At 53.9% G+C, this 22,147-nt stretch carries 10 protein-coding genes; 4 read left to right on the plus strand and 6 right to left on the minus strand.

Annotated elements, in window-relative coordinates; translation table 11 throughout:
- Window positions 1-85: 85 nt before the first annotated feature.
- Window positions 86-877 carry a 3'(2'),5'-bisphosphate nucleotidase CysQ gene (gene cysQ / locus AB8516_RS11485; protein WP_369160716.1) on the plus strand — a complete coding sequence of 264 codons (792 nt, stop codon included), beginning with the start codon at window positions 86-88 and terminating at the stop codon, window positions 875-877.
- A gap of 19 nt (window positions 878-896) precedes the next feature.
- On the opposite strand, the gene AB8516_RS11490 is transcribed toward cysQ, so the two are convergent.
- On the minus strand, window positions 897-1,451 hold the full coding sequence (locus tag AB8516_RS11490) for a hypothetical protein (RefSeq protein WP_108341183.1): 555 nt from the start codon (window positions 1,449-1,451) through the stop codon (window positions 897-899).
- Between the two features lie 258 nt (window positions 1,452-1,709).
- On the opposite strand from AB8516_RS11490, the gene AB8516_RS11495 reads away from it, so the two are divergent.
- On the plus strand, window positions 1,710-2,741 hold the full coding sequence (locus AB8516_RS11495) for a thioredoxin family protein (RefSeq protein WP_369160718.1): 1,032 nt from the start codon (window positions 1,710-1,712) through the stop codon (window positions 2,739-2,741).
- A 77-nt stretch (window positions 2,742-2,818) separates the two neighbouring features.
- On the plus strand, window positions 2,819-3,946 hold the full coding sequence (locus AB8516_RS11500; protein ID WP_369160720.1) for a DUF484 family protein: 1,128 nt from the start codon (window positions 2,819-2,821) through the stop codon (window positions 3,944-3,946).
- A 30-nt stretch (window positions 3,947-3,976) separates the two neighbouring features.
- Here AB8516_RS11500 and AB8516_RS11505 read toward each other — a convergent pair whose 3' ends face one another.
- A complete protein-coding gene (locus AB8516_RS11505; protein ID WP_369160722.1) occupies window positions 3,977-4,222 on the minus strand; it encodes a CDGSH iron-sulfur domain-containing protein in 246 nt (81 codons plus the stop codon).
- Window positions 4,223-4,685: 463 nt separating this feature from the next.
- Here AB8516_RS11505 and bioA point away from each other — a divergent pair, with 463 nt between their 5' ends.
- Complete coding sequence (bioA, locus tag AB8516_RS11510; RefSeq protein WP_369160724.1) at window positions 4,686-5,975, plus strand: adenosylmethionine--8-amino-7-oxononanoate transaminase; 1,290 nt, start codon at window positions 4,686-4,688, stop codon at window positions 5,973-5,975.
- Between the two features lie 45 nt (window positions 5,976-6,020).
- Here the strand turns inward: bioA and AB8516_RS11515 are convergent, their stop codons facing one another.
- The 4 genes from AB8516_RS11515 to AB8516_RS11530 form a co-directional block, all read right to left on the minus strand.
- Window positions 6,021-7,070 (minus strand): FAD:protein FMN transferase, encoded by a 1,050-nt coding sequence (locus tag AB8516_RS11515; RefSeq protein WP_369160726.1) that lies wholly within the window; start codon window positions 7,068-7,070, stop codon window positions 6,021-6,023.
- A 189-nt stretch (window positions 7,071-7,259) separates the two neighbouring features.
- Window positions 7,260-10,268, minus strand: coding sequence for a diguanylate cyclase domain-containing protein (locus tag AB8516_RS11520; RefSeq protein WP_369160728.1), 3,009 nt, complete (start codon window positions 10,266-10,268; stop codon window positions 7,260-7,262).
- Window positions 10,265-20,752 carry an Ig-like domain-containing protein gene (locus tag AB8516_RS11525; protein WP_369160732.1) on the minus strand — a complete coding sequence of 3,496 codons (10,488 nt, stop codon included), beginning with the start codon at window positions 20,750-20,752 and terminating at the stop codon, window positions 10,265-10,267. The genes AB8516_RS11520 and AB8516_RS11525 overlap by 4 nt, the downstream gene beginning before the upstream one ends.
- Window positions 20,749-21,942: an efflux RND transporter periplasmic adaptor subunit gene (locus tag AB8516_RS11530; RefSeq protein ID WP_369160734.1), complete on the minus strand. Its 1,194-nt coding sequence runs from the start codon at window positions 21,940-21,942 to the stop codon at window positions 20,749-20,751. Before AB8516_RS11530 ends, AB8516_RS11525 begins: the two co-directional genes overlap by 4 nt.
- Window positions 21,943-22,147: the final 205 nt, after the last annotated feature.

A 22,147-nucleotide genomic window follows, 5' to 3' on the forward strand; every position in this document is an offset into this window, starting at 1 on the left:
CACAGAGACCACGAGCAGCGCGAAGCGACACCATATTACGGTGTAATCCACAATCCCGGCAGAAACAGCCCAAGCAGGCTGGAGCATGAACATACCCATCTCCATCAACGATTTGCTGCAACTGGCCCACCAGGCTGGTGATGCCATCCTGGCTGTCTATAACACTGATTTCATGGTTGAAAAGAAGCAGGACAACTCACCATTGACCGCAGCCGATACCGCGGCGCATCGTCTTATTGTTTCCAATCTTGAGCAACTCACGCCGGAAATCCCGGTGCTCTCTGAAGAGTCATCCGAGGTCCCATTTTCCACCCGCCGGCAGTGGCAACGCTATTGGCTGATAGACCCCCTTGACGGGACCCGGGAATTCGTCAAGCGAAATGGTGAATTCACTGTCAATATCGCCCTCATCGAGAGAAACACCCCAATCCTGGGTGTCGTTCATGCACCGGTGCTGGGTACAACCTACTACGGCATTCAAGGCAGCGGCGCCTGGAAACAGGAAGCTGACCAGCCGGCCCGGTCGATACGGGTCGTGGATCGATGCAAAAAACCTGTCAGGGTTGCGGGCAGCCGCTCACATGCCGGCGATTCACTGCAGCGGTTTCTGGAAAAACTGGGTGCGCATGAACTGGTGAGTATGGGCAGTTCATTAAAACTCTGCCTGGTTGCGGAGGGCAGAGCCGATATCTATCCGCGTCTCGGCCCCACCTCGGAATGGGACACAGCCGCAGCCCAGGCCGTTGTGGAGGCGGCAGGAGGGAGGGTGACCACCCTCGACCTGCAGCCCCTTGAATACAACACCAAGGATTCACTGCTTAACCCGCACTTTCTGGTCTTTGGTGATTCCGACCGGAAATGGTCCGATTATCTGTGAACGCGTAACTGAGATCAGTTCATTGATCGATGTCCTTCACGGGGAACGCCTTGGCGAAGGCCCTCAATTCTTTCAATGACGCATCGGTGGAAGATAGAGTGATCATGCCCGGTGTCATTTTGAGTCCGATCATGATCTCGTTGCGCGATCCCTGTTCCATCACCATGCCGGTGTAGCGGCCCAGCCGGATCTTCTTACCTCCGCCGGCCAGACCCATTTGACTGAACATGGCAGCCATACCCCCGCTACCGCTGTTGTAGCTGACTTTTATGGCTTTGCCGTCCTTCGTGTATGTGGTCTCGATAATGGAAAAACCCATTGTTTTTTGTTGATTTATCTCGCCACGCTTCCAACCGGCGATTTCCTTTGCGAACTTGTCGCTCTTGCGGCTTTGCTGGATCTGCTCGAGTGAGTCCAGACACCACTTGGCCTCCTCAACGGCACCCGCGATATCATCCTGTTGATACAGTTCAGCGGCCTGTTTGCAGTACTCGGCAGGATCGCCATCCACAGCCGCATATAGCGGAAACGCCAGTAGGCTCATAATTGCCAGATGCAAAAGGTACTTATTCATCTTACTCCCCCCAAAAATAGTTGTGTGGTGTGCAAACCGGAAATCGAGGTATATATTCTTCTCACAGCAACCGGTGTGGTTTCAATTTACTATGCTGATCTTTATATTTATCCTGAAATATTGTAGCGTTTTGTATATCAATATTATAACAACTGGCCGCTTCTCCAACCGGTTTACGCGTCTAACCGGCTTATTATGGCGGTTGGACCAATAAGATTAAGCTCCGGGCAACAACTATCACCCTGGTGAACCATGCCCATGAACAAGCTACTCCGCAACACCGCAATTGTTGTTTCGATACTGACGGCGGCATTCAAGCCAAACGCCTTTGCTATCGACTCCGAAAGTGACGTCTACGCTTTCGACGACTTCCCGCTTGAAGAGCTATTAAAATACCCCGACTGGTTCAAAAAAAGTTTTCTGGATCTGCCTGACGACCTGGAGGAAGCGGTACAGAACGACAAGCGTGGCCTGATTGTCTATTTCGGTCAGAAGCGATGCGCCTATTGCAAGATGCTGCTGGATGTGAATTTCGGCCTCAGCGATATCACCACCTATACCCGCAAACATTTCGATATCGTACCGATCGATATCTGGAGCACCGAAGAGGTCACAACCCTGAATAAGGAGGCGATCACACAGCGGGAGTTTGCAATGCGGCAGAATACCAACTTCACCCCCTCACTGATCTTCTACGATAAACAGGGAAAGGAGGCATTACGCCTGCGCGGCTATTATCCACCCTACCAGTTTCGCGCCGCCCTGGAATATGTCGCCGATGGACATTACCTGAAAGAGTCTTTCCCCGATTATCTTGCACGGGGTGAATCAGGCACCGCTTTCGAACCGGGGGATCTAAATGAAGAGGACTATTTTATCCCGCCGCCGCACAATCTGGATCGCAGCCGCTTTCCGGGCCAACGCCCATTGCTGGTCTATTTCGAACAGGGCAACTGTCACGCCTGTGACATACTGCATGGCCAACCGCTCCGTGACCCGGCCATCAACAGGCTGCTGCGCGGTTTTGATAACGTTCAACTCAATATCGGCGAGAAGACCCCCGTCATCACGCCCAACGGTGAAAAGACAACCGCCTATCAATGGGCCAAGGATCTCGGACTCTTCTACACCCCCTCGCTGGTTTTTTTCGATGAACAGGGCAATGAGATCATTCGCGTCGACTCTGTGGTCCGTTTCTATCGTCTGCGCAAAGTCATCAATTTCATCACCAGCCGAGGATATGTAGCGGAACCCAATTATCAACGCTGGCGTGTCAATAGCGACTTCTAGCATAGTATCCGATATTGTTTCTCAAGATGCACAATGCCAAGCCGATATGTCTGACCAGTTGATCTGTGTGCAGCACAATGGACCTGAAAAAAGAGAACCGACTCCTCAATGCACGCCTTCGGGAGTTAACCCGAAAAGCGCAGGAGAACCAGGAGACACTGGGGCGTTTTCATGCCCGCGAACTGGAGCTGTTGGGCGCCGAGACACTGCCTGAACTCCTTAGCTGCATGACTGAAGGACTCAAAACCTCCTTTGAGATCGAATCCCTTCATCTAATGCTGCACGATCCCAATCACGAAATCCGACATCTGCTATATAAAAACGGCCTGGATGAGAAGGCCTTTCCATTACTCGAATTCGTCGATGACATGGTTACAGTCAATCCTCGGTTTCAGCGACTGCGCAGTCCCTGGCTTGGTTCTTTTTTAAGCCCTGAGTACGACTTGCTTTTCTCTGATCCTGCGGAAATCAAGAGCATGGCCATACTGCCCATGGTTCGACACAACAGACTGATTGGCAGCATCAATCTGGGCAGTAGTGAACAGAGCCGCTTCTCGCGCCAGCTTGCCACCGATTTTCTCGCCCGCCTCGCCACCATTTGTAGCGTCTGTCTGGAGAACACTGTCAACCGAGAACATATCTTGATCAGCGGCCTTACCGATCCATTGACTGAACTTCACAATCGCCGCTACCTGGATCGGCGCCTCGATGAAGAGCTCGCCCGTGCCGGTCGCTATCGCCAACCCTTGAGCTGCCTGTTCATCGATGCCGACCATTTCAAACAGATCAACGACACCTACGGCCACCAGGCCGGTGACACCGTTTTGAGAGAACTGGCAAACCGTATCCGTTCCCAGCTGCGTGCCAGTGATATCGCCACGCGGTTTGGCGGGGAGGAGTTCGCACTGCTGCTTCCCCAAACCTGCCTTAACGAGGCATTGATGCTGGCTGAACGGATCCGCATGGAAATCAACTCCCAACCGATCCCGTTGGACAATGGATCAACACTGCAATTGAGTGTATCGATCGGAGTCAGTGAAACCCTGCCCTTATCGAGCAAATCCCATCAGAAGACCGATGGGGAACGGCTCCTGGCACATGCCGACCAAGCCCTCTATACGGCAAAAGCCAATGGCCGAAACCGCATCGAATATTACCAGACCGACAAAGCGCTTCCGAATGAAATCAATTCCAGCGAAAGGTGAGTTTCAGACCCTTTTTCGCATGATCGATGATCAATCATCGACCTGTTTATGACTGCCATCGCAATAGGGAGGGTTTTTTGTCTGTTTACAGCGACAGAGCCAGGCCTCACCGTTCTTATCCGCCTTGAATCCAAGTGGTTCGATCCCCGTACCCTGATGTGAGCCGTCACAGAAGGGTTGGCTGGATGAACGTCCGCATGCGCACCACCAGTACTCTTTGCCAGAGACAAGATCCACATCGATAGGTTGCTTTGCGGCTACTACAGGTTTGCCCATATCATTCTCCTCTTTTTTTCAGGCTGGAACCGATTAACTGGCTCATAGGGTCGTTATTCGGGAGTGTAAATCACCTGATCATTTTTATCTTCATTGGTATTAACTCGGCAACATCCTTGATTATTATCTGTTAACCTCTCCCCCGCGACGGATTACACTACCCGACCGGCGACACTATAAATCGTTTACAGGCTCCCTGGAAGGGGTTTTGCAACACACCCACGCTGACCTGTAACCAATTGATTATTCTATAAAATAATTCTAAAAAGGCGTGTTGAATGCGATTTGCGCATTTGCTGATACGCACAATGACGCGATCTCGTCATAATGCTGTAACATGCGGCGTTAAACTATGATGCCATTTGGCAAACGATTAGATGAGTTACGGGGTAAGCCTTGGTTCGATCGCCTGACGAGGCGATAAATCTGTCAAACGCTCCCAGATGAGACCACTTCAGCGAACATGGGTGAAAATTTGGACTGGATCGACTTCGACAAACAGCATGTATGGCATCCCTACAGCGCCGTCGACTCCGACTTGCCGGTTTTTCCCGTTGTCTCGGCGGACGGGGTTCGGCTGCGCCTGGCTGATGGACGGGAACTGATCGATGGCATGTCATCCTGGTGGTGCGCCATCCACGGCTATAACCACCCGGAATTGAAACGGGCTATACAACAGCAACTGGATACCATGCCCCATGTCATGTTCGGGGGTCTCACCCATCAGCCTGCCGTGGCACTGGCAGAAAAACTGATCGAAATCACCCCCGGCCCGCTACAGACCGTCTTTTTTGCCGATTCCGGATCGGTTGCCGTGGAAGTGGCGATGAAGATGGCCATTCAGTACTGGCACGATAAAGCGCTGCCTGAGAAGCAGCGCTTTCTCACAATCCGCAGGGGGTACCATGGCGACACATTCGGCGCCATGTCCGTGTGCGATCCGGATACCGGCATGCACACCCTCTTCTCGGGGATCCTGCCGCAGCAACTCTTTGTCGATGCACCCGGCTGTTACTTCGGCCACCCCTGTAAGGGGGACGGCGCCAAGGCACTGAGGAAAAAACTCAGGAAACACCACTCGCATATAGCCGCCGTTATCCTGGAACCTATCGTGCAGGGAGCCGGTGGAATGCGTTTCTACTCCAGTGAATATCTGAAAGAGGTACGCAGTCTCTGCGATCAATATGGCGTGCTGCTGATCCTGGATGAGATCGCCACCGGATTCGGCCGCACAGGCAAGCTCTTCGCCTGCGAACACGCCGATATCTCCGCCGATATCATGTGTATCGGAAAATCACTCACTGGCGGCACCATGAGCCTGGCGGCAACCCTGACCACTGAAGAGGTCAGTAAAACCATCAGCCAGGGTGATCCCGGCCTGTTTATGCACGGTCCCACCTTCATGGCCAATCCCCTCGCCTGCAGTGCCGCATTGGCCAGCCTGAATCTGCTGCTCGACTCCCCGTGGCAGGAACGGATCAAGCGCATCGAAACCGGTCTGCAGCAAGGGCTGGCACCCTGCCGGGAACTACCACAGGTCAATGAGGTGCGTGTGCTGGGCGCCATCGGGGTAGTGGAGATGAAGAAACCTGTGGATATGAATCAGGTGCAACCCTGCTTCGTCGATGCCGGCGTGTGGGTCAGACCCTTCGGCAAGCTGGTCTACCTGATGCCTCCCTACATTATAGACCGGGATGATCTCAATACCCTGACCTCGGCGGTTGTCAAGGTCGTTGAGAAGTGTCCGATCTAAGACCAGTTGACACGCATCCAATTGACCTTAAACGGTACCGGCTGATCAGGATCCGGCGTTCAATCGGGGAGAGACGATGACCCTGTTGACGGATTGCTGAAATTCGATGCGATCACGCATTCTGGGGGAAAGATGGACATCGCCGTTACCATCCACCAACATCACTTCGGCTATACCCATTTGTGCGGCAATTTTCTCCCACTGCCCGGGACCGGCGACACTCAAGGCGGTGGCCGCAGCATCGGCCAGCCCACCATCCATACTGATCACCGTCGCCGAGGCCACGTGCTCCACCGGATAACCTGTTCGCGGATCGAGAATATGGGCATAGCGTATCCCTTCATACTCCCTGTATCGCTCATAGTTCCCTGAAGTAAGCACACACTCACCATCTGACACCTTAACTGATGCGATCACCCCTTCTCCCAACGGATTGCGTATACCGATCGTCCAGGGCCGGTCACCATGCCGGCCGGAGACACAGAGATCCCCACCCGCATTGACGATAGCATGGGCGATACCGGACCGCTTCAACTGCCGTATCGCCAGATTCAAGGCATATCCCTTGGCGAAGGCTCCCAGATCCAAAGCCACTGCCCGATTGGAAGAGAGGATGCGATTCTGTTCAAAGGTAAGTTGGGCCATGGAGGGCGCCGCCTCGATCAATGAAGCAATCCTATCGCCATTCGGCGGAGGCCCTCCCGGGGGTTCATCGCTATGAAAACCCCACTCCGCTATCAGTCCTCCAATCGCAGGATTGAAAAGATGACCACTCTGCTCCGCATACTGTTTGGCTCTAAGCAGTAATTCCGCCAGCTCAGGTGAGACGGTCATGGCGTCGCCCCGCCCAATCGCCCTGTTGAGACGAACAAGCTCGCCATCTCCCTTCCAGGCATGCCACTCCTTATGCATATCCTGAAAGGTGCGCTCCAGACCTTTTACCGCGGCGTCAAACTCTGCCGGGTTATCGGTATAGGCCTTGATATCCAGCAGGGTGCCGAACACCAGCAGGGTCTGCTGATGATCCCGATGACCCCTTTCACAGGCGGCAACACCGATCAGCACGACAATCATCAGCAATATACGACAGCTCAATTGCACTTTGTAACCTTTGGATAGCTGGTCATCTGAAGCGCAACTATACCCATTCGAACGGTGCTTGTGCAGCTGTTTAACGCAAGCCGACATTCAGAGTATATGCCTGTCCTGACTCAATCTTGGTATCTTAATATCCGGCGTTGCAAGACCGTATCCCACGACTCTGCGGACACAAAAGCTGAACGGTTATTCCTCGCCACCAGTCTTGTTATAGGTTTGCAGCATGGATAGCGCCTGTTCAGACGAAACCGGCTCACAATAGAGCGTACCCTGGACCTCATCGCATCCAAGCCTGGTCAATACCATTTTCTGGTTTTCGGTCTCAACACCTTCGGCGGTGACTCTCAAGCGCAGTCCCCTGGCCAGGGAGATGATGCCGTTAATGATGGTCTGGTCATATTCAGACGGCAGTGTCTCTTCGATAAATGAGTGGTCTATCTTGATTGCGTCGATTGGTAATACCCTGAGATAGCTAAGCGACGAAAAACCTTTGCCGAAATCATCCAGCGTGAAATGAATACCCGCCTCGCTCATTGCCTGCATAACAGGTGTGGTTTGACTGTAATTTTCCACCAACGCGCTTTCGGTTATCTCGAGTTCCACAAAGCTGGGATCAATACCTGTTTGTTCACAGCTTTCAAGCACCTTTTGAGTGAGTTTCGTTTTGCGTAACTGTACGGCTGAAAGATTGACGGCAATTCGAAGATTTGTATAACCGGCGTCATGCCAATGCTTCAGGTCCTGGAATGCCTGTCTCAACACCCATATTCCCAGCTTATGTATCAACCCCGTACTTTCCGCGACGGGAATAAATTCAGATGGAGGTATCAAGCCGACCTTTGCGTGAGGCCATCGAGCCAGCGCCTCCATACATACGATGCGTCCACTCTTCAGATCGAATTTCGGCTGGTAGACCAGTTCAAAATGAGAACGAACGATCGCCTTGTGCAACTGGCTTTCCAGCCAGACCTTGTGATAGGCATCCCGATTGATATCGGGTGAGAAGAAGTGGATGTTGTTGCTTCCCTGTTCCCGCTTGGCGGCAAACCGGGCCGAACTCGCCTTTTGCATCAGACCCGCGGGGACGTCGTCATCATGCGGGTAGAGTGCGACACCGACACTGAATGAAACAAACAACTCCTGGTCATTGATTTCGATCGGCTTTTTCAAACCTTGCAGAATACGTCGGACAACCCAGGTAATCGATTCGATATCGTTTACGTCCGTCAGAATCAGTGCGAACTCATCATTATTCACACGGGATATGGTGGATGACTCTTTATCATCCTGTTCATCGATGACCGCGACAGTATCGGTAATCCGCAAGGTATCGACCAGCCTGGACGATATGACCTTGAGTATTCGATCGCCATTGGTGAAACCGAACGCTTCATTGATACTGCTGAAATCGTCAATATCGATTGATATCAGTGCCGCAGATTTTTCATATCGCTTACATCTGGCGAGAACTTGAAGTATACGATCAGAGAATATAAACCTGTTGGGCAGGCCTGTGAGCTCATCCTTTCCTTCACGGCGTTTTATCTCATCCCGGCTGTATTCGAGTTCCGATTCGAGATTACGCACAACGTCCTCCAACCTGTGCAGCTCACCCCGAAGAATCTTTTCCGCCTGGCCATCGGTCAGGCTTACACTCAGTTCCTCATCATCGCGCTCCGCTTTTTCCCTCGCCCGCTCCTGCTCCGTCAAATCCGGATCCCAGGCGATAACACGGTTGCGTCCCTGTTCCTTGGCCAGATACAGGGCATCGTCAGCATTATTGATCAGCAGCATCGGATCATCCGTATCTTGCACCCTTAATGCCAGGCCAAAGCTTGCCGTCACTGTCCGTTTGTCGGTAAACAGGTCATGACCCTTCTGTTGAATCTCGTTTCGCAGCCGTTCCGCCAGCACCATCGCCTCTTCCTGATCCGCATGCGGCATCACCAGTGAAAACTCCTCACCGCCATAACGGCCGACCACATCTTCAGGCCGCGAGTTGACGATCAGGGTTTCGGCGATAAATTTAATCACCTTGTCACCATTGGCATGACCATACTGATCGTTAATCGATTTGAAATTATCAATATCGATCATCATGAAGACCAACCCGGTACCCTCTTTGACAGCGGACTCGAACAGCGCATCGTACTTCTCGAAGAATGCACGCCGGTTGTAACACCCAGTCAACGAATCGCGGGTGGCCAGCAGTTCAAGTTCCACGGTTTTATCTCGCAACGCCTTCTCTGAAGTACGCAGCTTTTCAAGTGTCGACTGAAGTTCCCGGTGCTTTTTCTCCAAGTCGGTCATATCATCGAAGGTCGCCAGCACACCTCGCGGCCTGCCCTTGCCATCGAAGATCGGAGCGGTGTTGACTGAAAAAGTACGTTCGTTTTTGTTCACCAACTGCAGATGCATAGGGATCCCTGTTTTTCGCTCCATGTTCTGCATGCTGGTGCGCCATGGAAAGACGTCCGCCTTGATCCCCTTCTCCCTTTTACGCCATGCCAACTCGTCCGCCCGCAGACCGATCAAGGCATCTTCTTCGATGTTGACCTTCTCGGTAAAGGAATCGTTGGCCAATATGATCTGGTCTTTCTCATCCAGAATGATCAGCCCTTCGGAAAGCGCATTGAAGGCGGAACGGACCCGTTCAGGTATCACCGCTTTGGGATCGAGTTCACGCAGGGTCCGCTTGATAAAGATCATGTAGAGGACAAACCCCATCAGGGCAACGAACAGTAACAGTCCGCCAAGGGTACCTAGAGGAAGGTCGTTCTCCCTGTTCAAGGGAGCGAAAGCCACCTCCAGGGTCCCCCAGCGGTTCTTGTTGGCCATGATCGGCACCCGCACATGGGTCGAGGTGGATTTATCCAGCGGCACGTCCACCCAGTGCTTCTCATGATCGCCGGTAATCAGGGAAACTCCACGATTATTGCTCAGCGACACGGAGAGGACATCATCATTCCGCTCCACCACCGTCTCAAGGGTTGCGCGCAGAATCTCGAGGTCATTTTTAGAAGCGGCGGAGGAAACCTGCACCGCCAGCGACTCACAAAACTGTTTTCTTGCCTGCAGGGCCGTCTTGTCTTCGTCCGGAACAAAGCCGATCAAGCGCCCGAGCAGAAGAATACTCAGGGTCAGCATTACCAGCCCTATGGTGATCTTGATCGTCGGACTGATTCGGAACATCATGAATCCTTCCTAAAAAAGATGGATCGATTTTTTCTGGGCTTTTTCTTTCGATCAAACAGTTTGGCCAGTCGTTTCTCGTCAGGATCGTCCTCTGGCGGATGATCCTGATCCTCGTCACGCCGCTTGGCATGCGCCGAGAGAACAGGTAGCGGATCGATCTGCCGCCACAGCGGCGTAAACGACAGCAGGCTGGCCGAAAGCACGCCGGCGCGCAATAGCCAGGCCACATAACCGGCGGACAACGCAAGGGTACTGAACGTCGCGCTTTGTACCACTATCCTGTCAGTCGATGTCTGCTGCCCTTGATGTTCGGACATCTCGCTGTTCATGGAATCGAGCAGATGCCATATCGCCTCAGGCACCTCGATCAACTCACCGATGCCGGTATCGAATGCCGGTAACTCCTCGGGCGCAACCGGTATTGGAGTCAGTCGGGCCTGGTAATAGTCGTAACGATAGCTATTGCGACTGTCATCTGAGAACAGGGAGGGGGAAAGACGTTCGATGGCAGGGCGTTCGATATCATCAGTGATAACCCGAGTCCGCTCTTCGTTTCCGGTCGAAAGCGATGCCTCCTGATCCTCACTGCTCAATTCCTCTGAAACAGCATCGACATTAGTGGGAGGCTGCTGTGACGGTCCGGCTTTATCTGTAGCCTGAGATTCAACGGGATCCTCAGGGTCCAGATCAAAGATAATATCATCAAGATAAGGCTGTTCCGGTTCAGGGGGAGGGTTGACCACCCTGTTCAAGGCAATTCTGAATGTATGCAGGGAGTAGGAGCCGTCTTCACTGGTGGCGCGTACCGTAATCTCGAACTGCGAGGCATCCCGGTTCTCGACGGTCGATACCAGGGTAATGGTGCCGTTGGCCGGATCGATAGCAAAAAGTCCGTTTGAATCGTCGTCCAGGCTGTAGGTGATTCGATTGTGGCTACTATCGGGGTCTTCCGCCCAGACAGTGATGCCAACACCGTCATTGATCGAACCGGAAAGCGAGATCGCATCAGGCGCATCCTCCACGTCCATTAGCAGACCCACATCGAACTCATCCACATCCGTAACCTCGATGGTGAAGGATTGGCGGTCCGTTCCTCCATTGCCATCCGATACCAACACCTGAACCTGATACAGGTTATCCTGACCGGCATCGAGTGGGTTCTCCATATCCGGCGCATGGATAAACACCAATTCACCACTCATGGGGTCGATGCTGAACAATCCCAGATCGGCGCCCCCATCGATTGCGTATGTGAGCGCATCGTTCTCAGGATCATCGGCGGTAACCATGGTCACCAGGGTGGCATTCTCCTCCAGTGAGAGTAGAACATTTTCATTTTCACCATGACTGGTTATGACTGGCGAGTCGTTTACCGAAACAACGTCAATCTCTACCAGGTAACTGTTGTTCCCGCCATTGCCATCGCTCACGCTATAGATAAAGCTGTCGGCGCCATGATAGTCGGCATCAGGCGTATAACTGAATCCGCCATCCGCCTCTAAAGTGATACTGCCGTGAACAGGATTGCTCTCTAATCGATAGGTAACCGTGTCCCCATCAACATCAACGGCAACCGGCAGATTGCCTGTGTAGACATTATCCTCTAAGACACTGAGGTTAACGTCTGAAGCCTCCGGGGGATTATTGTTTGATATTACATTAATCGTCACCGTGGCATCGGCTGGCTCGCCGTCATTATCGGTGACCCGGTAGGTAAAGCTGTCGGTGAAGTTCTCCGAGCCATCATGGGTATAGCTGAAGGTGCCATCACTGTTCAGGGTCAAAGTACCATTCGTCACATCGGTGACCAGTGAAACCATGACCGGCGTGTCATCCAGACCGGTGTCGTTATTGAGGACGGTTGACGAGCCGCCCACCAGGGTGGTGACCGTACCGCCCTCGGCCACGCTGATGCTGTCCGCGTTAGCGACCGGGGTAGCATCACTGACCGGCGTGACATTGATCGTCACTGTGGCATCGGCCGTCTCACCGTCGTTGTCCGTGATTCGGTAAGTAAATGAATCGGTGAAGTTCTCCGAGCCGTCATGGGTGTAACCGAAGGTACCGTCACCGTTGAGGGTCAGCAACCCATTCGTGACATCCGTAATGAGTGAAACGGTCACGGGCGTGTCACCGAGGCCAGTATCGTTATTGAGGACCGTTGACGCGCCGCCCACCAGGGTGGTGACGGTGCCGCCCTCGGCGACAGTGATGCTGTCGGCGTTGGCGACCGGGGTAGCATCACTCACCGGTGTGACATTGATCGTCACTGTGGTATCAGCGGTCTGACCGTCATTATCGGTGACCCGATAGGTAAAGCTGTCGGTAAAGTTCTCCGAGCCGTCATGGGTATAGCTGAAGGTGCCGTCGCCATTGAGGGTCAGCGACCCATTCGTGACATCGGTAACCAGGCTTACAGTGGCTGGGGTATCGCCCAGGCCGGTGTCGTTATTGAGGACGGTTGACGAGCCACCCACCAGGGTGGTGATGGTGCCGCCCTCGGCTACCGTGATGCTGTCCGCGTTGGCCACCGGGGTTTCATCGGAAACTGGGGTGACGTTGATCGTCACAGTAGCGTCGGCCGTCTGACCGTCGTTATCAGTCACGCGGTAAGTAAATGAATCGGTAAAATTTTCACTACCGTCATGGGTATAACTGAAGGTGCCGTCACCATTGAGGGTCAGCGATCCGTTTGTCACATCGGTGACCAGTGAAACCGTGACCGGCGTATCACCCAGACCGGTGTCATTGTTGAGGACCGTTGATGCGCCGCCTGCCAGGGTGGTGATCGTACCACCTTCGGCAACGGTAATACTGTCGGCGTTGGCCACCGGTGTAGCGTCACTCACCGGCGTGACGTTGATGGTAACTGTGGCATCAGCCGTTTCACCATCATTGTCGGTGACTCGATAGGTGAAGCTGTCGGTAAAGTTCTCTGAGCCGTTGTGGGTATAGTTGAAGGTGCCGTCGCCGTTGAGGGTCAGGCTGCCGTTGGTAACATCCGTAATGAGTGAAACGGTCACTGGCGTATCGCCCAGGCCGGTGTCGTTATTGAGGACGGTTGATGAACCACCTACCAGGGTGGCGATGGTGCCGCCTTCGGCGACAGTGATGCTGTCGGCGTTGGCGACTGGTGTGGCATCGCTCACCGGCGTGACGTTGATCGTCACCGTGGCGTCGGCCGTCTGACCGTCGTTATCGGTCACGCGGTAGGTAAAGCTATCAGTGAAATTTTCACTTCCATCATGCGTATAACTGAAGGTGCCATCGCCATTGAGGGTCAGGCTGCCATTGGTGACATCCGTAATGAGTGAAACGGTCACGGGCGTGTCGCCCAAGCCGGTGTCGTTATTGAGGATGGTTGACGAGCCACCCACCAGGGTGGTGATGGTGCCGCCTTCGGCTACCGTAATGCTATCCGCGTTTGCCACCGGTGTTTCATCGGAGACCGGCGTGACATTGATGGTGACCGTGGCATCAGCTGTTTCACCGTCGTTGTCGGTTACCCGGTAAGTAAATGAATCGGTGAAGTTCTCCGAACTATCGTGGGTATAGCTGAAGGTCCCGTCACCATTGAGGGTCAGCGATCCATTTACAACATCGGTAACGAGCGAGACGGTCACCGGGGTATCACCCAGACCGGTGTCGTTATTGAGGACCGTTGACGCGCCACCCACCAGGGTGGTGATCGTACCGCCTTCAGCCACGCTGATACTGTCGGCATTCGCGACCGGCGTGGCATCGCTCACCGGCGTGACGTTGATGGTGACCGTGGCGTCAGCGGTCTGACCGTCATTATCGGTGACCCGATAGGTAAAGCTGTCGGTGAAGTTCTCCGAACCGTCATGGGTGTAACTGAAGGTGCCGTCTGTATTCAGCGTCAGGGTACCGTTGGTCACATCGGTCACGAGCGAGACTGTCACCGGCGTATCGCCCAGGCCGGTGTCGTTATTGAGGACAGTTGATGATCCACCCACCAGAGTGTTCGCCGTGGCGCCCTCGGCGACAGTGATACTGTCCGCGTTGGCGATTGGCGTAGCGTCACTCACCGGCGTGATATTGATGGTGACTGTCGCGTCGGCCGTTTCACCGTCGTTATCCGTCACGCGGTAAGTAAAGCTGTCGGTGAGGTTTTCACTACCATCATGCGTGTAACTGAAGGTACCATCAGTATTCAGTGTCAGGGTACCGTTGGTCACATCCGTAACCAACGAGACTGTCACCGGGGTATCACCCAGGCCAGTATCGTTATTGAGGACCGTTGATGCGCCACCCACCAAGGTGGTGATCGTACCGCCTTCAGCGACGGTAATACTGTCGGCATTCGCGACCGGCGTGGCATCGCTCACCGGCGTGACGTTGATGGTGACCGTGGCATCAGCCGTTTCACCATCATTGTCGGTCACACGATAAGTAAATGAATCGGTAAAGTTCTCAGTACCGTCATGAGTATAGCTGAAGGTGCCGTCACCATTGAGGGTCAGCGACCCGTTCGTCACGTCGGTGACCAGTGAAACCATGACCGGCGTATCACCGAGACCGGTGTCGTTATTAAGGACGGTTGACGAGCCACCCACCAGGGTGGTGATGGTGCCGCCCTCGGCTACTGTAATGCTATCCGCGTTGGCCACCGGGGTTTCATCGGAGACCGGCGTGACATTGATCGTCACCGTGGCGTCAGCCGTCTGACCGTCGTTGTCAGTCACGCGGTAAGTAAATGAATCGGTGAAGTTTTCACTCCCATCATGGGTATAACTGAAGGTGCCGTCGCCGTTGAGGGTCAGCGACCCATTCGTGACATCCGTAACCAGGCTTACAGTGACTGGAGTATCACCCAGGCCGGTGTCGTTATTCAGGACCGTTGACGAGCCACCCACCAATGTGGTGACCGTACCGCCCTCAGCCACGCTGATGCTGTCGGCGTTGGCCACCGGGATTTCATCGGAGACTGGGGTGATATTAATGGTGACTGTGGCGTCGGCCGTTTCACCGTCGTTATCAGTCACGCGGTAAGTGAATGAATCGGTGAAGTTTTCACTGCCATCATGCATGTAACTGAAGGTGCCGTCGCCATTGAGGGTCAGCGATCCATTTACAACATCGGTAACGAGCGAGACCGTCACCGGAGTATCACCCAGGCCGGTGTCGTTATTCAGGACCGTTGACGAGCCGCCTACCAGGGTGGTGATGGTGCCGCCTTCGGCTACCGTAATGCTATCCGCGTTGGCCACCGGGGTTTCATCGGAGACCGGCGTGACGTTGATCGTCACCGTGGCATCAGCGGTCTGACCATCATTGTCAGTCACCCGGTAGGTGAAGCTGTCAGTGAAGTTTTCACTTCCATCATGCGTGTAACTGAAGGTCCCGTCACCGTTGAGGGTCAGCGACCCATTAGTGACATCCGAAACGAGTGAGACCGTCACTGGGGCATCAACCAGGCCGGTGTCGTTGTTCAGGACCGTGCTGAAACCACCATCCAGGGTGGTGGCAGTGCCACCCTCGGCGACAGTGATGCTGTCGATGTTCGCAACGGGCGTGCTGTCACTGACCAAAGTAAAGTAAATCGTTGCCGCAAGGGTGTTGGAATCGGTATCACCATCGTTAACAGTGACACTGAACGCCGGTGCCACTTCGTTACCGTCATCGACAAACTGCACTAGGCCACCAGTCAGGTTGGCGCTGGTGAAGCTGGTGATCGACACGCCGGGATTGGTGCTCAACTGGAAGTAGCCACCAGAGATACCACTTACCGTGTAGGTAAAGTCCGTATCGTCTGCATCGGTGACGGCAAAACTGGCATCACCGAGGGTGACAGTCTGCCCCTCGTCCAGGGTGAGGCCGGCACTCGTGATCGATGGGGTAATATTGCTGCCGTTGATCGTAATGGTAACCGTTGCGGTATCGAAACCTCCGTTGCCATCACCTATCTGATAAGTAAAACTGTCATCCACGCTGCTACCGGCACCCAGTCCATCAAACTGACCGTTGGTGTTGTAGGTATAGCTGCCATTGGATTGAAAAGTGACTTGCGCGCCTGAAGCCAGGGTTACCGGAAGTCCAGGCGTGTAGGCTCCCCCTTCAACCTGGGTTACCTGCAGACTATCTCCCTCCGGATCGCTGTCCACACCGGATCCGGAGTCATCCGTTATAACGTTACCTGAGACAAATCCGCTTTCAGAGACCGAATTGGCATTATCTGTAGCTGTTGGCGCATCGTTCTGCGGATTTACGGTGATCGTCGAAGTCGCAATGGGGCCAACCAGGAGCGAACTGTCCTGCGCAAAAATATTGATCGTACGATCACCTGTGGTCGGATCCTGGGAGGTGTTTTCATAAGTAACGCCACGCAACAGGGTCTGCAGATCAGCTTCCGGCATCCAACCGAGTCCATCCAGTGTGACATTAAAACCGGAACCGTCGAAATCAATGACAAAACTGGTGCTGCCGACAGTGCGCGTTGCTGTATCAGCGGTACCATAGTTGAAGGTATATCCGGCGATCACAATCTGTTCGTTGCCGCCATCCGGGAAATTCGTCAGGTTGATACTCAGATTTTCATAAAATGCACCATCCGCATCACTGATTGTCGCATCCGTGTCAACGACATTGACAGCTCCACCGTCTTCCGTGAAGGTCACTGCAAAGTCCACACCCGCACCATCGGAGCCATTTAAATCGACAACCGGCGCATCATTCACCGAACTGACATTCAGCGTCAGATTCTGAGTAAGGCATGCGCCGCCATCGCCATCCGATATATCGATGATGACACTGCGCGAACCGCTGGTTGGGTTATCGATGTTGCTGTTTTCATAAGTGATGTTGCGAACAAGATAAGTGATGGCGGTTGGCGTTGCATTGGCATTCAGGTTTACCGTCAACGGATCCAAACCTGTACCGCCGGAAAACGTACCGATTACTGTACCGCCATAAGTCACGTCGCTACCCGACACACCAATCTGGAAGGCACCTGTTCCCTCGTTGCGGATGGAAAACACATCCTCGGATGCTTGCAGACCGCTATCTACCTCGACAGTCAGCGATCCGCCGTTGAAATCCGCCGAATCGGCATCGCTGACAACCGCATCGCCACTTTGCTCTATAAGAACAACACCGTCGCCCTCTGTATAGTTATGGACATCGCCATCAAGGTTAACTACAACTGGATCATCGTTTACGGCGGTGTAATTGACATTAGCCGCCAGCGTGTTGGAATCAGCTTCACCGTCATTGATTGTCATGCTGAATGCCGGTGCCGTTTCATCACCATTGTCGACGAACTGCACCAACCCACCCGTCAGATCGGCACTGGTGAAGTTAGTGATCGAGACACCGGGGTTGGTGCTCAACTGGAAGTGACCACCGGTCACACCGCTGACGGTATAAGTAAAAGCGGTGTCGTCCGGGTCGGTGATGCCAAAATTGGCGACAGACAGGGTCACGGTCTGACCCTCGTCAACCGTCAGGCTGGCGCTGTCCAGAACCGGGGCGTCATTAAATTGCGTCGACGGATCGGTGATCACTACCGCCTGGTCGGAAAACTGCAATGTTTCGACATTGATCAACGTGTCGGTGCCGTCCGGCGATCCGCCACGCGTATCGGAAACAACCAATTCACCTGTGGCTTCATAATAATTTATCGTGTAATCGGCACGAGCACCGGAGAACACCGCAGTATCAGTGCCCACACCGCCATCAAGATAGTCGTCGCCTGTGCCGCCAGTCAGGGTATCGTCGCCGGCTGCAACGACTGAAGATGTGATTTCGTTCAGCTGGATGTCATCGACGACGAAGTAATCACCAGAGACAAAGGGTGAAGTGTTCGTAAGAACAATCCTAAGCGTGTTGCCGTCAGCGGCGGAGTAGGCATCGCCATCAACGGAGATTGTGACATCTTCCCAGGTATCGGTTGCCGGTTCGGTGCCCGAAGCGCTGCCGATCAGTGTGCCGCCGGCGTAAAGTTGAATGGAATAAGTGCCCCCGCTGCCAGAGGGGATCGGATTACCGATTTTCAGCGACAGTTCGTAGTCCTTGCTACTGTCGAAAGTGCTGGCCAGCGTCTGGGAGACCTGGTTGTCTTCGGGTATCAGGAGCGCGTTTTCACCTTCAGCCGGTGCTCCACTTGAAAATTCGAAGGTCGATGGATCCCCTATGAAGACTTCGTTATAACCGAAATCATCGGTCCAGGCCGCCGAAAGCGGTCCCGTACCACCATCAGGCAGTGCGGTATCTTCAAACCCGGCATCATTGATGGTGATCGGCTGACTGGTTGTACCGCTGCCGCCGACACCATCACCAATAAGAAAATCGTCGCCGGCGCCGCCGTCCAGGGTATCGCCACCATTGCTGGGCAGGACTTCGTACATGCGGATATTGTCGATGGCCGTGCCTGGACCATCAATACCACCAGCTTCAACAAATCTCAGCTCATTGCTCCCATCGCCGGAACCAGCTGTGACGTTATAGCTAAAGGACTGCATGGTCGTTGTGTTGGGATCGAGTGTGTCGAGCAACACTCCACCAAAATAAATCTGCAGGGAGTTGCTACCACCTGCCATTGCATCGGCAGCATCGAATGATATCCGGTAGTTGTTGCCGTTGGTCAGGCCGGAGATCGTCTGTTCAAATGTGTTATTACCATCAGGCGCTTCGCTATCGAGATAATAGCTACCGTCCGTCGAAACCACACCATTTGTACCGGAGACTTTCGTCTGCAGCGAGGTTCCTACAATGACTGACCAGCCAGTAGTATCTGGCGAACCGCCACTCTCGAAGCTGCCATTGGTAACGTAGTTGGTGGTGCCGAGCGAGCTGCCACTCTCGCCCAGCCCATAGATCAAATCGTCATGACTGGTACCGGTAATCAAGTCCAAATCACCGGTGCCGGTCTTGATCGTCATCACTTCATCATAGGTCGGGGCTCCACTGTCGTTCACCCTTACGGTGATGTCATAGGATTGGGCCGTTGAAGTATCCGGTGCTCCGGTCCAGAAAAGCTCGCCGCTATCGGAATCGATCGAGAACATGCCGCCTGCATCATCGACGAGGCTGTATGTTACAGTGCCGCCTACAGGATCTGTTGCGATGACCGTCCCGGCCGACAATCCTGTTCCAACACCTGTCGGCGCATGCACGTCATCGTAGATCCTGACATCGTCCAGGTCACCACCGAACATCCTGTCAGGATCGAGATCATAACGAGCGCCCAGATAGATGTTGCCGCTTGGATTAAAACTGTCCCCACCGCGTGTGTCGGTGTTCTTCTGGATGCCATCGAGATAGACGGTGGAGCCGACTCCGGCTTTGACTGTCAGAGTATAGGTATGCCACTCACCATCGCCGATAATGGAACTGATATCGAACTCAAGGGCGAAGTTATCCAATGTATCGTTGGCATCACGGATTACCGTGCGCAGCACATTGGGATCTGAGCCGTGTGAGGCTTCGTTGATGAAAATGTTGAGGCTGTTCGTCAGGTTGATATCGCCATGGCTATAAAGATACTGGAACAGGGAGCCAGTATTATCGTCGACCTTGAATTTGAAGGTCACCGTAAAATCATTGTTCATGGTGACGTCAGGGAGCGTGACATAGTCGCCGGATTCATCAAATCTTAACGCATCGCCATCCTGGCCAGTGACAGTTGTCGCATCTGTAATCGCACCATCCGCACTGCCGACACTGTCCACGGCATCGCCATCCAGCTTCCAATGATGCACCGGATCATCGCTATTGGTGAAATCGATATCCGTGGCCAGAATACCGCGCCAGTTGCGCTGACCTTCTTCACTGACAGCCACTTCAGTTTCAATGACGCCTTCAGCATGTTCCAGATCCCAGTCGCCACTAAGACCTTCATGGCCGGTAAGGTCGTCCGAGGCCGCCACATCGGCGCCGGTCAATCGGGCCAGGGCCTCCACCAGGGACCGGCCATCCTCGCCGGCGGCCAGGTCGCAGCCGTAGATCAACAGATCACCCTCTGCACTGAAAGCATCGCGCCAGGACTCGATGGCGCCGGCATTGGCGCTCAGGCTATCGAGGTTCAGGTAGGCATCGCCCAGCTGTACGCCGCCGTCACTCCCGTGAGAGAGAATATGAACCGCATCCAGATCCTGGTAAGCGTTGAGGATGTCATTGATTTGTTCGATGCCGTTACCGGCACTGTCGAGCAGTACGATTTCGAAACTGCGCCCATTGCCGTTCTGGCCGATAAGGTCGTCCACCAGGGATTGATAATCCGGCGTCGCCGGATCGATGATTACCAGTTCAACAGTCGATGAATCGTGCTCACCCACCTGACTTGGCGAGCCGACCTGCAACGCGGCTTCAATGGCCTGGATATCCGCTTTCTCTACCCCTTGCTCTGCATCGTTCGGCGTCAGATCCACAGCAATGCCCGCCAGGTCGGCGGAGAGCAACAGACGAGGCTCCAGCTCTTCACAGACCAGGGCAGTGGAGTGATTGCGGGATCGCCTGCGTCTCATTGCGCGACGATCCTGGTTTCGATACCCAGGTCCGCGAGCCGTTTCTGGTAGTTATCGGCCACCCGGCGGTTTTTGAAATATCCCAAGGAGATATGCCCTTTCAACGATCCCTTTGCGATAACCCAGGTATCCTCCACGCCCTTTTGCTTGAGAGTCTCCGCTTTGCGCAGCGCCTTCTTCAGCGGCAGCAGTGAATCCTGGGTTACAACCAGGTAACGCTCCTTTTGTGCGGCTTTCCGATCACCGCCATCGGCACGTGACTCTACTGACGCCGAATCCGCTGCCGTTGTATCGGGGGTATCTACAACCTCGGTTGACGGCTTAACCTCGGCAACCTTGTCAGCCGACGCCACCACTGCAGGCTTGGGCTGTATCTCCACCATTCTATCGAGAAAACGTACCTGGCAACGCAACCCGCTGGTGAGGCTGTAGTCATCATTGGGGATCTCTAAACGGATACGGAAGGTGCCGCTGGCCGCGTCGAGTATCGGATCGACGATCTTGACCACCGCCTGATGATTGCCGCCCACCGGCAACTCCGGCCTGATCATCGCCAACTGCCCGGTCTTGACCTTACCCAGCATCGAGACCGGCGCGACGACTTCGATGCGCAACGGATTGATCTGGGCGATTTTGACGATGGGACGCTCTTCCACGGACTCGCCCGGATTGAGGTAGCGCTCAACTACGATCCCACTGACAGGACTGCGAATCGTATGGCGGTTATAGAGTGCTTCGGCCTGCTTCAGGTCGAGTTCCGCCAGAAACTTGTTCTCTTTCGCCTGGGCCAGTTTATAGCGGGTCAGGCGGGTCTCGGTCTCGACCTTATCGAAATCCTGAAAGGAGGAGAGGTTTTTTTCGTGCAGCTCCTTGACCCGGTTCAGCTGACGCCGACCGTAGGCGAGACTGACCTCCTGCAGACGCACATCGCTGTTGATCGATGCCTTGGCGCGGGCATATTCCAGGGCTGCCTGTTCGACCTCGGATTCGAGCTTGGCGACGATCTGGTTCCGGTCAATGCTGTCTCCCACGTCCACGGAGACGGCCTCGAGAATGCCATCGATACGGGAGCTGAGCTCCACGGTCATAAATGGCTCAATAACGCCGTCGAGTGATTCGGTTCCTTCCGCGATAATTGCTGATGAAAAGAGACAGATTAAGCCCCCTGCCAATTGATGCCAATTTCGCATGTCGTTTATTTACTTTCACACAGTTGCCAACACGGGTTGTAAAGGCTAAGCGTCCTGTATTGCGAATGATTATTATTTCCTTTCTATAACAAAGCCTTGCTACTACAACTTCGGCTAACAAGTTGATTACTTGATAATTTAAACGTGATTATTTACACACAATTAACAATTAATGACCCAGGTTCCCAAACGACTCGAATCCATC

The sequence above is a fragment of the Candidatus Thiodiazotropha sp. LNASS1 genome (assembly GCF_964212655.1).
Classification (GTDB): domain Bacteria; phylum Pseudomonadota; class Gammaproteobacteria; order Chromatiales; family Chromatiaceae; genus Thiodiazotropha.